Source organism: Marinobacter sp. M5B, from assembly GCF_042604615.1.
GTDB lineage: Bacteria > Pseudomonadota > Gammaproteobacteria > Pseudomonadales > Oleiphilaceae > Marinobacter > Marinobacter salarius.
In genome coordinates, this window is the sequence record NZ_CP156894.1 from 1,520,880 (window position 1) to 1,533,562 (window position 12,683).

The following is a 12,683-nucleotide window of genomic DNA, read 5'->3' on the forward strand; positions in this document are numbered from 1 at the left end:
TGATGACTGCTTTCATGACACTACGCCGATGCCTGCTACTGCTTCTGAGCCTGATTGTCATGTTGTCGATGGCGGGAGGCCTGTACGCCCTTGTGGCGTGGGAGACCTGGCGGAAGGCCAATGGCATCAGCAACGTTGAATGGCGATGGGGTGACGTCTCGCTGGCGGGCCTGCGGCTGGACCGTTTGTCTGCGACCCAGAGCCGGGAAGGGCAGCGCTATCACCTGGTGGGGAAACAACTGTCGCTGGCCTGGCGCTGGCACTGGTATGGTCCCATGCCCGAGGCCATTGTGATCGAACAACTGGCACTGAGTCTGCCGCAAGGTGTCCATGCCGAGGGCGATCTGACAATCTCAAGGCCCCTGGAACCCGGTGAACGGCAACTCATCACTCGCGCCATGAAGATCGAAGGTCGCTTGGCTGAGCGGGCCCTCGCTGGCTGGACCATGGGGGAAGGCCGGATAAACCTGACGGTCAGCGGTACAGCCAGCGAGCAGGCTGCAACACTGACCCTCGGCGAACAAAGCCGCGTCGAGTTCGACGATATTGCCGCGCCCGGCAAGGATTCCCGGTTGGATGGCCTGTGGGTCAACCTGGCCGGTGTGACTCTGGTCGGGGAATATCAGTTGACCCCCATGGAATTGGAGCGTCTTGCGGTCGAGGGGCCGTTTGAGGCGACCGTCGCCACCATTCACCACCCCCAGTTGCTTCCCCAGCCCTGGCGATTCGATGGGCAGCTGGACGGCACCCTCAGCGAATTGAAGATCGACGGCAGGCTTTCGTCGGACGCCGGCGTCGATGCTGACATGGACATGAACTATCCGTTCGAAGGGATACCGGCGCTTGAGGTGAGCATGAACGCTGTCGGAGCAAGTGGCGGTCGCGCGCTGGCGGATACGTTCACCGCGTGGCCAGCGGCGCTCGAGGTGAGTGACGGCCGCGTCGAGACGGCCCTGAGTGCGCGCTTCCCATCCCAGGGCATCCGCGTTCAGGGAGATCTTGTTTTCGATAACCTTGATGGATTGTACGACCGGACGGCCTGGACCGGTCTCGACGGCAGGGTGAATCTGAACCTGGACAATGACCACGTAAATGTCCGGACCTCCGACCTGGTATTGGATGCCCTCAATCCGGGCATCGCCTTGCGCGATGTGCGGGTCGCCGGCCTCTATCGCTCACCCCGGGATCAGATCGCCAACGGTACCCTGGTTCTGGACCAGGCCTCTTCCGAGCTTCTGGGTGGCGAGGTTCGGGTCACACCCGGAGAATGGCAACTTGCCGACATGCCGCTGCGGATTCCCCTTGAACTCAGCGGCATTGAGCTGGCGAAACTGATGCAGGTATACCCCGCCGAGGGGTTGGCGGGCAGTGGTTTGCTTCAGGGCGCCATTCCGGTCCGGGTTGGTCCGGAGGGTGTGAGCATTGATGCCGGGCAGGTCCAGGCGGTGGCCCCTGGCGGCACGCTGAAACTGCCAGCCGATCGATTGAAGGGGATGGCCCAGGGTAACCAGGCGATGGCACTGGTGGTCCAGGCCATGGAAAACTTTCACTACTCGGTTCTCAACAGCACGATAGACTACGCTCAGGATGGTACCCTTATGCTGGGATTGCGGTTGGAAGGCAGCAGCCCCGAAGTCCGAGATGGTCATCCCATTGTCCTGAATATCAATCTGGAAGAGGACATTCCAGCGTTGCTGACCAGCCTGCAACTGAGTGGCCGGGTCAATGAAGCCGTGACAGAAAAAGTGCGCAACCTGATACGGGAGCGGGACGCGCAACGTCAATCCACCGGGGCGGGAAACAATCAGGAGTAAGGTATATGGTCGCATTTGGGCCGGGCGGTTTGTCCGGAAAAGGTGGTTACACGCTGGTGCTGCTGGCACTGGCCCTGGGTATGGCGGCCTGCACGCCTACGGTCAGGATGGAGGCGCCCAAGGAGCCCATCACCGTGAACCTGAACGTCAAGATCCAGCATGAAATCTACGTGAAGGTGGATGAAGAGGTGGATGAACTCTTCGGCGAGAAGGGGTTGTTCTGATGGTCAATTCTGAATCCAGGGAGTCACTCATGAAACGGTTTTCCAAACTCGGTGCGTTTTTCCTCGTGCTTTGCCTGGCACTACCGGCCGCGGCAATGGGGCTGCAAGAGGCCAAAAACCAGCTGGATACCGCCAAACAGCAAGGGCTGGTAGGGGAAACCCCAACGGGTTATCTGGACGTGGTCAAGGCAAGCGGAAACGCCCAGGGCATTGTCGACGCCATCAACCAGGCACGTCGGGATGAATACGCCCGCATTGCGGAGAAACACGATATTCCTGTCACCCAGGTGGAAACGGTGGCCGGCCAGAAAGCATTGGAAAAAACACCATCGGGGCAGTACATCCTGAAGGATGGCCAGTGGGTTAAAAAATAGATGGGCCGATTCCAGGAAATCGGTACAGCGACGATTCCCGGTAACGGGACCCGGTTGCGACTGCTGCAACGTAATGATGAGTTCTCTATCAAGATTGCCGGTACCACCGGTGAGCTGATGAACAGCCGCCTGCATGGCTCGGAGGACGCTCTGGCCACGCTCGCCTGCGAGCGTATCGGCGGCCTGGCTGGGCCCCGGGTATTGATTGGTGGGCTGGGCATGGGGTTCACGCTGGCTGCGGCGTTGTCGGCCCTTGCAGAGGATGCCAGGGTAACCGTGGCGGAGCTGGTGCCCGAGGTCGAGGACTGGAACCGGGGGCCGCTGGGCGCTGCCGCCGGGTATCCACTGAACGATGCTCGTGCCAGTGTTCATGTGGGCGATGTGGCGGAGTTGCTGAGAGAAGGCGATGGCAACTGGGATGCCATCCTGCTGGATGTGGACAACGGCCCGGAAGGGCTCACCCGCAAGGAGAATAACTGGATTTACTCCCCGGACGGTATTGCAGCTGCCCAGAAGTCCCTTAGCCCCGACGGCGTACTGGCCTATTGGTCCGCCGGCCCGGAGCATGCATTCACCGAAAGGCTGCGCCGCGCGGGCTTCTCCGTAGAGCCGGTTACGGTCAGGGCTTTGCGACCGGGCAAGGGCGCACGCCACGTGATCTGGCTGGCCTGGTAGAGCGGGCCCTCCGAGGGCCTTATTGCTGGATGGTCATTCGAAATACAGGTATGTGTGTTGTATGTTTGTGGATAGAGGGGCGATGCTCCACAGCAAACGCCCCATCCATTCGCTGAAAGACTCAGGAGGTATTGTCATGAAACCCTCAATGAGTTTGACCGGTGAGCACGAAAGCCACAAAGTGGCTGCCGTTTTCGAGACAGAGTCAGATGCCAATGGAACGGCAAAAGCATTGTGCAACGAGACCAGCCTGACCAATGATCAGGTATCCGTGCTGAGCCCCGCGGACCGGCGCCAGGGAAAAGAACTTGAACCTGAAGACCAGGGTATCTGGCAGACGCTTGTGCGTTCCCATGTGGGCCTGAGTGTCGGCGGTGCCGTGTCGGGTTTTGTCGTCTATGTGATACTGAATGCCCTTGGCATTGGCTTTATTTCGCAGAATACGGTGGTTTCAGCGTCTGCGCTCACCGCGCTTGGTTTGATGCTCGGGCTATTGCTCGCAGGGGGCATAACAATCCGCCCGGACCACACACCCTATCTGATGAAGGCACAGTCAGCATTGCGCAAGGGCCATTACGTATTGGCCATTCATGCAGAAAGCACACAACAGATTCAGGAAGCAAAGTCGCTTCTGCGCGCCCGGAATGTTAAAACAGTGCAGACCTTGTGATGTAACCGACCGGGATTCTGTGTATGGAAGATCTGAAGCGTTCGCGGGTAACTATTGTCGCCGTCAGCGCCGTTGTTCTGTTTTTTCTCACCAACTATCTGGCGCGTTTCCTGTTCGGGCTGACAGGGGTGGTGGTTTCCGTGGTGATCGCAGCATTGATTGCGGCCTACATCGGCTGGTCGGTGGCCCGGGTGTTGAAACGGGTGCCGACCAGTGAAGAGCGCGGGCGCGTGCTGTGGGCCTATGGCGGCTTTCTCGGCGCACTGTTCGTGGCCTGGGGTGCCTATGTGGGCCTGTCTGCCGGGCTGGATTCCTCGGGAGTACTGTTCCTGCTTAGTCACTACCTGCCGTACCCGGCGCTGGCCCACCTGATGTTGTCAGACCGTATGGCAGCCCGGTTCGTGGGGAAGGCCGGTTAGTCGTCGCCGGCCTCGGCATCCCTCAGGCGTTCCAGACGTTCGCGCTCTTCCTCTTTCGCGGCACCAATAACCGCCATCAGCTCGTCCACATCCGCGCTTTCCGTGTCGTGCTCGAAACACCCGGTCAGCCGGCTGTCGGGGTGCAGGTCGCCGGACTCATAGAGCGCCCAGATTTCCTTGCCATAATCCGTGTTTAACAGTTCAGGGGCGAAGCGGCCAAAATAACGGCGCATGTTGTCCACGTCCCGTTCCAGCATTCTTTCCGCGCTGTTGTTGCCAGAAGCATTCACCGCCTGCGGCAGGTCGATGATGACCGGGCCAGTGGCATCGACCAGTACATTGAACTCTGACAGGTCGCCATGGATCAGGCCGGCGCTGAGCATGCGCACCACGTCAGCAATGACTTTGCTGTGATAATCCCGAGCCTGCTCCGGCGTGAGCGTGACATCGTCCAGCCGTGGCGCTGCTTTGCCGTCTTCGTCGGCAATCATCTCCATCAGCAGCACGCCATCCACGAACCCAAACGGTTCCGGTACTCGCACGCCAGCGCCTGCCAAACGATAAAGGGCGTCCACCTCGGCGTTTAGCCAGGCGTCTTCCTGTTCCTTTTGCCCGTAGCGGGTTTTCTTGCCCATGGCGCGGGCGCGACGGCTGTTACGAACCTTACGGCCTTCCTGGTATTGAACGGCCTGTTTGAAGCTACGTTTCTGAGCCTCCTTGTACACCTTGGCGCAGCGAATACTGTCACCGCAGCGCACTACGAACACCTGGGCCTCCTTGCCGCTCATCAACTGGTAGAGCACTTCGTCCACCATGCCGTCATCGACAAGGGGCTGCAATCGTTTGGGTATCTTCATAGATCCTTTCGGTCGGCTGGTTGGGCCTGGCGGGTCATCGGATGTCGACCGGCGTGTATGGGGGCATCTTACCTGAAATTGGTAAAAGACCCCTCATATTCGCGGATTTAGTGCGTGGCTTCGCTGGGAGGCTTCTGGTCCATGTTCCTGGCGAGGATCTTGTCGGCATCCAGGGAGGCGATGGGTATCTGGGTGTCGCGGGGAATATCGCCGCTGAGTTGCAGGGCGACGTATCGCATGGCACAGACCCGCAAAAAGGAGGTGAAGTTGCCCAGGTCATGCCCGGCATCGATGGATTCGTGATAAAGCCTGGTGATCATCTGGGGCAGGTTCATGCCGTCCCGGGCCGCGATTTCTGTGAGTGCGTTCCAGAACGCGTTCTCCATGCGAATACTGGTGACCATGCCGTCGATGCGCAGGGAATGGGTGCGGCTGATCCAGAGTTCGGAATCCGCGTGGACGAAGAGTTTACACATGGTGTGGTCCTCGTGAATCCGGGGCTGCATTGGCAGCCCCGTTTCCGTCACTTGTCCAGCAGTTTGAAAAACTGTGCCAGCCACTGCGGATGCGCTGGCCATGCCGGTGCTGTCACCAGATTACCATCGGTGACCGCGGCGTCAACGTCGATGGCGGCGAAGCGGCCTCCCGCCAGCTCCACTTCCGGTTGGCACGCCGGGTAGGCAGAGCATTCGCGGCCTTCGAGCACACCGGCCGCGGCCAGCAGCTGTGCGCCGTGACAAATGGCAGCCACCGGTTTTTCGGTTTCAAAGAAGTGGCGGACCAGTTTCTTGACGTCGTCGTTCAGGCGTAGGTATTCCGGGGCGCGACCACCGGGTACGACAAGCGCGTCATAATCCGCGGGGTTGAGTCCGGCGAAATCGGCGTTCAGGGCGAAACGATGGCCCGGCTTTTCGGTGTAGGTCTGGTCGCCTTCGAAGTCGTGGATGGCCGTGGCCACGGTGTCTCCCGACTTTTTGTCAGGGCAGACCGCATGCACCGTGTGGCCAACGGCCTGAAGTGCCTGAAAGGGCACCATGGTTTCGTAGTCCTCGGTGAAATCACCTGTGATCATCAGTATTTTTTTACCGTTCATACCCGTCTCCTTGTGCTTGTTGGTGGTAGCCTGAATACAGTATCAGCGGGCGAATCGCAGCGGGTATTAGGGGAATACTACAGTGTTATGTTATAACACTATGTTCTGCCGACCTTTTCAATGAACGACACGGGCGATCTATGACTTCACCAATACCCACCAATCTGGTGCTCGGCTTTCTGGGCGTGGGAAAGACCACCGCCATACTGGACTTGCTGAAAAAAAAGCCGGAAGGGGAGGTGTGGGCGGTTCTGGTGAATGAGTTTGGCGAAGTGGGCATTGATGGCGCCTTGCTGGAAACCGAAGGTGCTTTCGTGCGGGAAGTGCCAGGAGGCTGCATGTGTTGCGTGGCCGGGTTACCGATGCAAATCGGACTCAACCAGTTGATTCATAAAGCCCGCCCAGACCGGTTGCTGATTGAACCCACGGGCCTTGGGCATCCCTCCCAGATTATTGAAACCCTGACGGGAGAGCATTATCAGGATGTGCTTCAACTGGGCCCTGTGCTTTGCCTGGTCGACCCGAGAAGGCTTGAAGAGCAAAAGGTTCTGGAAAACGTACAGTTTCAGGATCAGGTCGCGGCAGCTGATATTGTGATCGCCAATAAAACCGACCTTTGCACACCGGAGCAGGTTGCCCGGTTTGATCATTGGGTGGCCGAGCAGCAGCCGGGAAAGACGGCTGTTTTCCACACCCGGCAAGGCCGGTTGGAATCCGCCTGGCTCGACGGGGAGACCGCGCTCTCCGAGGTCAGTACGCCCCACGCGCATCATCACCATGCCTCTTCGGAAGCCTCGCCGGTTCCCGATATCCAGGACGAACCGTGGCAGCGGGTCAGCAACCGTGGGCAGGGGCATTTCAGCGTGGGCTGGCGTGTCCATCCAGACACGGTCTTTTCAGAAACCGCTCTGCTGGCATTGTCGCTCGATAGCCGTTTTGTCCGGTTCAAGGCTGTGGCTCAAACCAGTGATGGCTGGCGGACGATCAACATGGCGGACGGGGCGCTGTCGGTATCTGAGTGTGAACCACGAGAACTGTCCCGTCTCGAAGTCATCAGCGAGCAAAGCCTGGACGTTGACGAACTGGATGCCAGCCTGCGTGAATCCATCGAAAAAACGGACCTGTCATGCTGAAAATTTCCAATGCGGTGGAACTGGGGGACTGGGAGATCGAGCTTACCCAGATCCGGGCCCAGGGCGCCGGTGGCCAGAACGTCAACAAGGTAGCCTCCGCCGTTCACCTGCGCTTCGACGTCCTCAACTCCAGTTTGCCGCCGTTCTATAAAGAACGGCTGATGCGACTGTCCGATCAGCGCATCAGCAAGGAAGGTGTGATTGTCATCAAGGCGCAGAAATTTCGCACCCTGGAGCTGAACAAGGAAGACGCCCTTGAACGCCTGAAAGCCCTGATTCAGGACGCGGTGAAGCAGCAGAAAGCCCGCCGCCCCACGCGCCCCACCAAGGGATCACAGCGTCGGCGCGTGGACAAAAAGACCCGGAAAGGTAAAACCAAGGCACTGCGGGGTAAGGTTTCTCTCTAGCCCTGCCCATCGGCTACTCGTTTTTATCCAGCAATCTCGCGCCAGGGCCTTCATCGCCAAGCTCGTCCCAGGGATTGCGTAGCCGGCAGGCGTCAATGGACAGGCAGCCGCAGCCGATGCAGCTTGTGAGTTGATCCCGAAGTCCGACCAGTAACTCTATGCGGTGATTCAGATCGGACTTCCATTGCTCGGAGAGCCGCTGCCAGTCTTGGGATGTCACGGTGCGGTCGGTCGGCAGGGTTGCCAGGGTTTCGCCGATCTCCGACAACGGAATGCCAAGCCGTTGCGCTACTTTGATAACGGCGATTCGACGCAACACGCCCCGATGGAAACGTCGCTGGTTTCCGGCATTGCGCCAGCTGTCGATCAGTCCTTTCTTCTCATAGAAGTGTATGGCTGAGACTGCGACTCCACTGCGCTCAGCAACCTCGCCGACGCTCAGAGCGGTTTTAATTTCTCCGTTTTCTATGCTCACCATAGCCAACTCCAATCGCTGGATTTGTTGACCTCAAGTTTACTTCAGGTTTTAAGCTGCTGTCGAACCTGACACAACAACAGGAGGAAGCGATGAGACAGATCCAGACTGATTTGTGGGAAACGGATGTTGAAAGCCCGTTTCCGGGGCTGACAACCCACGCCTATCTACTGACCCGGGACGACGGCAACGTATTGTTCTACAACACAGGCCATCATCACGAGATTGATAGAATGGCAGAGCTTGGTGGTGTCGCCCATCAACTCCTTAGTCATCAGGACGAATTGGGGGAGACGCTGGTGACGATCCATCAACGCTTTGGTGCCACTCTTGGCGGTCATGTCCGAGAGCGGGAGGTGTTCGCCAAGATCCGCGATCCCGACGTTCTGTTTGATCATCGTGAAACCATACTGAACAACATTGAGGTGATCCCGACGCCAGGGCACACACCCGGAAGCACCTGTTTTCAGGTGTTGTCTCCGAGTGGGAAGCGTTATCTCTTCACCGGCGATACCCTGTTCCTGTCGGAGTCCGGTGAGTGGCAGGCGGGTTACATCAAGGGTGTCAGCGACAGGGAAGAGCTGGCTCGCAGCGTGAGGTTGCTGGGTACCCTGACACCGGACGTGGTTATCTCCAGTGCATATACTGGCACGTCCGGGTTCAGGGAAGAGACTCCGGATGGCTGGGCGGGGGCCATCGAGAACGCGTTGAAACGGCTGGGGTAGACTACTCGTCCACAACCGTTTCAAATCCGCCATAAATGAGGCGTTTCCCATCGAAGGGCATGGGATTTACATCCGCCTGGATACGGGGGTCTTCCATCACTTTTGGCATGCCCCTGTTCCGGGCCTCGCGTGAGGGCCAGAGTATCCAGGAAAACACCACCGTCTCATCGGGCTTGCACTTCACCGCCATGGGGAACGATGTGACCTCGCCGTCGGGCACATCGTCACCCCAGCACTCCACCAGTTTGAGGGCGCCGTGATCCTTGAACACCACGGCCGCATCGCTGGCGTGTTTGATGTATTGCTCTTTGTTGGCGGTAGGGACCGCCGCTACAAATCCGTCGACATACGTCATGTTGAATCTCCTGGTATCAGTCCTTGGGAGGAAGTTCGCGCGCGGGCCTGACTTCAATGCTGCCAAAGCGCGCAGGGGGGATACGGCTCGCGAGTTGCAGAGCCTCGTTCAGGTCGTTGGCATCCAGCAGGTAGAAACCCGCCAGTTGTTCCTTGGTTTCGGCAAACGGGCCGTCTGAGATCAGCACCTCGTCGTCCCTGACTCTCACCGTTGTAGCCGTGTCGATGGGCTGCAGAGGTTGGCCGGTTACAAACTTGCCCTGACTGGTGAGCTTCTCCACGCCGGCAATACACTCCTGGTTGAGGTCGTGCCACTCCTGTTCCGTCATGTTGTTGATGATGCTTTCCTGGTAGTACACCAGAGCCACGTACTTCATGTGAATCTCCCTTTTTGCGTGTGGTTATCTGTATGTCGTACGGAAGGTGGCTGAATCGACAGCCCGGGAAAATTTTTTATCACGCGCTGTCGAGAGCCGTCAGCCGTCGGCTCAGGTAGCGTTGTTCCGGCCCCTGTTGCGTGAGGGTCAATGCTCTCTGATAAGCAGTGCGGGCGCCTGCGAGGTCGCCCGAACGGCGAAAGAGATCGGCGCGTGCGGCGTGATAGAGGTAGTAACTCTGGATGGCTTTGTGGCCGGCCAACTGGTCGAGCAGCTTCAGGCCTTCCTCCGGTGTGTCTCGCATGGCCACCGCCACGGCGTGGTTCAGGGCAATGACCGGGGATGGCTGACGTTGATAGAGAGCCTGATATAGCCTGGCGATACGGGCCCAGTCGGTATCCGAAGCGGTGGCGGCCTTGGCGTGGGCGGCGGCGATGGAAGCCTGAAGGGTATAGGGTGCCGCTGGTGTCAGTTCCAGGGCTCGGGCGAGCCAGGCCAGTCCGGAGCGAATCTGCTCCTGGTCCCAGAGGGTACGGTTCTGGTCCTCCAGGGTTATCAGTTCGCCATTCGCGTCCTGGCGCGCATGCCGCCGTGAATCGTGCAGGAGCAACAGCGCCAACAGGCCGAAGACTTCCCCATCCGGCAACAGTTCGGCCAGTAGTTTGGCCAGGCGAATGGCCTCGCCAGCGAGGCTGATGTTGACGACGGTGTTGCCTTCGCTGGAGGAATAACCCTCGTTGAAGATCAGGTAGACGACCTTCAGGACGCTCTGCAGGCGCTGAGGGAGCTCCTTTCGTTCCGGAACTTCGTAGGGAATATTCGCTTCACGTATCTTGCGCTTGGCGCGGACAATTCGTTGCGCTGTGGTGGTGGGTTTCTGCAGCAGGGCGCTGGCGACCTGTTCGGTGGTAAGGCTGCATATCTCGCGCAACGTCAGCGCCAGTTGGGCCTCGATGGCAAGGCTCGGGTGGCAACAGGTGAAAATCAGCCGCAGCAGGTCGTCGTCAATGTGGTCGGTGTCCGGCTCTGGGGTGTAGGGCTCGTCCTCGGCGACGCGGGAAAGGTTATCCCGGGCGGTCTGTCGCCGGCGAATGTGGTCAATGCCGCGTCGATGGCCAGTTTTGATCAGCCAGGCCGCAGGATTGTCAGGAATGCCCTGTTCAGGCCACTGTTTCACCGCAGCGGCGAAGGCCTCCTGCATGGACTCCTCGGCCAGGTCAAAGTCGCCAAGCAGGCGAATGAGCGTGGCCTGCACCCGGCGTGACTCGGTTTGGTAAAGCGCGTTGATACGGCTGGCTATGGTCATAGTCGCTACACCTGGTCCCTTGCGGCGATTTTCTGATTGTTTTGATAACAGTAATCATTGTTTTATCGTGTAATCAAGTGAATGCGATGAAACAAATGGAGAGGGCTATGACCGCATCAGAAGATCGGCTTCGGGTATTTTATGATGGCGCCTGTCCTAGCTGTGTGAGGGATCGCAAATTTTATGAACGGCTGGCGGGCCGAACCGGTGACGCTGTCGAGTGGGTTGATATCACCGGTCGTGACGAAGAGTTGAAACAGCTGGGTATTGACCCGGTTGCAGCACTTCAGGAACTGCATGTTGAAGATGGCCGGGGCAACATTCATCGGGAACTGGATGCCTACATTTTGCTGATGTCGCGGGTGTGGTTGCTGAAGCCACTGGCATGGCTGATTGGCTTACCGGTGATTCGCCCGGCACTCGCAAAGCTTTATCACCGCTGGGTGGGTGAACGGCTGGAGAGGACCGGTCGACTGCCAAAATAACCCGCGAGAATCGACGAATGTCGTGAAGCAGGCTAGGGTTCAATTAAGACATTCCTGGAAGTGACCGGAGCCTGCCAATGCAAATAGCGTATCGCGCCCGAGATCTGGCCGAAGCCCATATCGTCGCCGGCCTCCTGCAGTCCAGAGGCATCGAGTGTCATGTTGGCGGTCATTACCTGCAAGGGGCCATGGGCGAGATAGGTGCCGCGGGATTTACCAATGTTCATGTTGAGGATGAAGATTACGTCCTGGCTCGTACCCTGGTCGCTGAATACGAATCGGCAAATGCCCCGGAGAGTGCGTCTGCCCATGGAGAGGATCGGGCCAACCGTTACGCCACCTGGTTTCTGCTGTTCCTGGCGGTCGTGATGGTGGTGCTCTTTGGCGCGTTGTAGCGACCGGTCGGAGATTGGGGGCTCCCCGGGCTTGCGCCCGGAGAGCGATGCCGGGTGTCAGTGCCCGTACACCCGCATGGAGGTGTTGCGGATAGCAAGATCATCCAATCCCACCGAACCAATGGAGGTGCCTCCCACCAGCACCTGGCCGATGGACATATCGGCTTCAAAGGTGTTGATGTCGATAGCCAGGCTGTCGGTACCCGCCGCATTGGCATCCTTGTAGATGTCCATATCCACCAGTGTGAACAGTGGCAGAAGTGAAGGGTTGTCCGGATCGTAACCAGCGCCGGTAATCCGCATGTCACGAATCCCCACGGCCATGAAGGGCACATCCAGTTCCAGCTCATCGATGGCGAACCGGGTGGTCAGGTTGAGGGTGTCCGTGTCTGTATCCACGGTTGCCTGGGCCTGGAGTATAAGACCCTCCGCAGAGAAGTTGTCCGCCAACAACGTGCTCTCGCCGCCGTTGCCCCGCAGCTCCCAGGCGCCGGTGCGTATGGCGAAGTCCACGGGCCGTGCGGTGATGGGGAATACGTTGATAATGGCATCGCCATCGTCGGCGACATCCAGTTCAATTTTGATGTTGTCGATCAGATCCGTACTGCTGGTGCCGAAAATGGCATCGCGCCCGGAGGTGAATTCCTCGAACATATCGATGCGATCCGCACCGCCAATGAAGATGTCGCTGATGCCCAGCGTGCCTTCATCGGTGTAGGTGAACTCGTCCATGGTGACCTGGGTTTCGAGTTCAATGGTAACGCCGGCCTGGCCGGTAATCTGGCCCATGTCGGCGTCGTGCAGTGGTTTGAGTTCGGCATACCCGCTCAGGGGTAAGCCCGCGATGGCTAACACTAACGCTGATTGCTTCAGGCTTTTCATTGTTATCATCCTTCCTGG

Annotated in this window: 19 protein-coding genes; 11 read left to right on the forward strand and 8 right to left on the reverse strand. The window is 58.7% G+C overall.

Going from position 1 to position 12,683, the window contains the following annotated elements; all coding sequences use genetic code 11:
- The first annotated feature begins 14 nt into the window (after positions 1–14).
- The 6 genes from AAGD24_RS06865 (at position 15) to AAGD24_RS06890 (ending at position 4,176) form a co-directional block, all read left to right on the forward strand.
- Positions 15–1,814: a YdbH domain-containing protein gene (locus AAGD24_RS06865; protein ID WP_197061284.1), complete on the forward strand. Its 1,800-nt coding sequence runs from the start codon at positions 15–17 to the stop codon at positions 1,812–1,814.
- A gap of 5 nt (positions 1,815–1,819) precedes the next feature.
- Positions 1,820–2,038 carry a YnbE family lipoprotein gene (locus AAGD24_RS06870; protein WP_051946621.1) on the forward strand — a complete coding sequence of 73 codons (219 nt, stop codon included), beginning with the start codon at positions 1,820–1,822 and terminating at the stop codon, positions 2,036–2,038.
- Positions 2,039–2,067: 29 nt separating this feature from the next.
- Entirely contained in the window at positions 2,068–2,412 is a 345-nt protein-coding gene (locus AAGD24_RS06875) for a YdbL family protein (protein WP_036205755.1), read from the forward strand.
- The gene (locus AAGD24_RS06880) at positions 2,413–3,087 is read left to right on the forward strand and encodes a hypothetical protein (RefSeq protein ID WP_036204465.1); all 675 of its coding nucleotides are present in this window, start codon (positions 2,413–2,415) and stop codon (positions 3,085–3,087) included.
- 136 nt (positions 3,088–3,223) lie between these two features.
- Positions 3,224–3,757: a hypothetical protein gene (locus tag AAGD24_RS06885; protein ID WP_041335843.1), complete on the forward strand. Its 534-nt coding sequence runs from the start codon at positions 3,224–3,226 to the stop codon at positions 3,755–3,757.
- 23 nt (positions 3,758–3,780) lie between these two features.
- Positions 3,781–4,176 (forward strand): hypothetical protein, encoded by a 396-nt coding sequence (locus tag AAGD24_RS06890; protein WP_085681383.1) that lies wholly within the window; start codon positions 3,781–3,783, stop codon positions 4,174–4,176.
- Here AAGD24_RS06890 and AAGD24_RS06895 read toward each other — a convergent pair.
- The 3 genes from AAGD24_RS06895 to AAGD24_RS06905 form a co-directional block, all read right to left on the reverse strand.
- On the reverse strand, positions 4,173–5,033 hold the full coding sequence (locus AAGD24_RS06895) for a PA4780 family RIO1-like protein kinase (protein ID WP_379866948.1): 861 nt from the start codon (positions 5,031–5,033) through the stop codon (positions 4,173–4,175). The genes AAGD24_RS06890 and AAGD24_RS06895 overlap by 4 nt on opposite strands.
- Before the next feature lie 107 nt (positions 5,034–5,140).
- Positions 5,141–5,509, reverse strand: coding sequence for a ribbon-helix-helix domain-containing protein (locus tag AAGD24_RS06900; RefSeq protein ID WP_036205757.1), 369 nt, complete (start codon positions 5,507–5,509; stop codon positions 5,141–5,143).
- 47 nt (positions 5,510–5,556) lie between these two features.
- The gene (locus AAGD24_RS06905) at positions 5,557–6,126 is read right to left on the reverse strand and encodes a DJ-1/PfpI family protein (RefSeq protein ID WP_041335849.1); all 570 of its coding nucleotides are present in this window, start codon (positions 6,124–6,126) and stop codon (positions 5,557–5,559) included.
- 140 nt (positions 6,127–6,266) lie between these two features.
- Here AAGD24_RS06905 and AAGD24_RS06910 point away from each other — a divergent pair, with 140 nt between their 5' ends.
- Positions 6,267–7,259, forward strand: coding sequence for a CobW family GTP-binding protein (locus tag AAGD24_RS06910; RefSeq protein ID WP_379866950.1), 993 nt, complete (start codon positions 6,267–6,269; stop codon positions 7,257–7,259).
- Entirely contained in the window at positions 7,253–7,666 is a 414-nt protein-coding gene (gene arfB, locus AAGD24_RS06915; protein ID WP_091641678.1) for an alternative ribosome rescue aminoacyl-tRNA hydrolase ArfB, read from the forward strand. The genes AAGD24_RS06910 and arfB overlap by 7 nt, the downstream gene beginning before the upstream one ends.
- Positions 7,667–7,679: 13 nt before the next feature.
- Here the strand turns inward: arfB and soxR are convergent, their stop codons facing one another.
- Positions 7,680–8,144 carry a redox-sensitive transcriptional activator SoxR gene (gene soxR, locus AAGD24_RS06920; RefSeq protein ID WP_052479586.1) on the reverse strand — a complete coding sequence of 155 codons (465 nt, stop codon included), beginning with the start codon at positions 8,142–8,144 and terminating at the stop codon, positions 7,680–7,682.
- Positions 8,145–8,233: 89 nt separating this feature from the next.
- Between soxR and AAGD24_RS06925 the strand changes: the two genes are divergently transcribed.
- A complete protein-coding gene (locus AAGD24_RS06925) occupies positions 8,234–8,866 on the forward strand; it encodes an MBL fold metallo-hydrolase (RefSeq protein ID WP_041335856.1) in 633 nt (210 codons plus the stop codon).
- A 1-nt stretch (position 8,867) separates the two neighbouring features.
- Here the strand turns inward: AAGD24_RS06925 and AAGD24_RS06930 are convergent, their stop codons facing one another.
- The 3 genes from AAGD24_RS06930 to AAGD24_RS06940 all read right to left on the reverse strand — a co-directional run bounded on the left by AAGD24_RS06930 (position 8,868) and on the right by AAGD24_RS06940 (position 10,903).
- Positions 8,868–9,221 carry a DUF1428 domain-containing protein gene (locus AAGD24_RS06930; protein ID WP_036204482.1) on the reverse strand — a complete coding sequence of 118 codons (354 nt, stop codon included), beginning with the start codon at positions 9,219–9,221 and terminating at the stop codon, positions 8,868–8,870.
- Between the two features lie 16 nt (positions 9,222–9,237).
- Positions 9,238–9,597, reverse strand: a complete 360-nt coding sequence (locus AAGD24_RS06935; protein WP_007151921.1) for a YciI family protein — start codon at positions 9,595–9,597, stop codon at positions 9,238–9,240.
- A gap of 79 nt (positions 9,598–9,676) precedes the next feature.
- Positions 9,677–10,903, reverse strand: coding sequence for an RNA polymerase sigma factor (locus AAGD24_RS06940; protein WP_036204485.1), 1,227 nt, complete (start codon positions 10,901–10,903; stop codon positions 9,677–9,679).
- A 107-nt stretch (positions 10,904–11,010) separates the two neighbouring features.
- Here AAGD24_RS06940 and AAGD24_RS06945 point away from each other — a divergent pair, with 107 nt between their 5' ends.
- A complete protein-coding gene (locus AAGD24_RS06945; RefSeq protein ID WP_036204488.1) occupies positions 11,011–11,388 on the forward strand; it encodes a thiol-disulfide oxidoreductase DCC family protein in 378 nt (125 codons plus the stop codon).
- A 77-nt stretch (positions 11,389–11,465) separates the two neighbouring features.
- Positions 11,466–11,783 carry a DUF2007 domain-containing protein gene (locus AAGD24_RS06950; RefSeq protein ID WP_036204490.1) on the forward strand — a complete coding sequence of 106 codons (318 nt, stop codon included), beginning with the start codon at positions 11,466–11,468 and terminating at the stop codon, positions 11,781–11,783.
- 57 nt (positions 11,784–11,840) lie between these two features.
- Here the strand turns inward: AAGD24_RS06950 and AAGD24_RS06955 are convergent, their stop codons facing one another.
- Positions 11,841–12,665 (reverse strand): DUF6160 family protein, encoded by an 825-nt coding sequence (locus AAGD24_RS06955; protein ID WP_379866954.1) that lies wholly within the window; start codon positions 12,663–12,665, stop codon positions 11,841–11,843.
- Positions 12,666–12,683 lie beyond the last annotated feature (18 nt).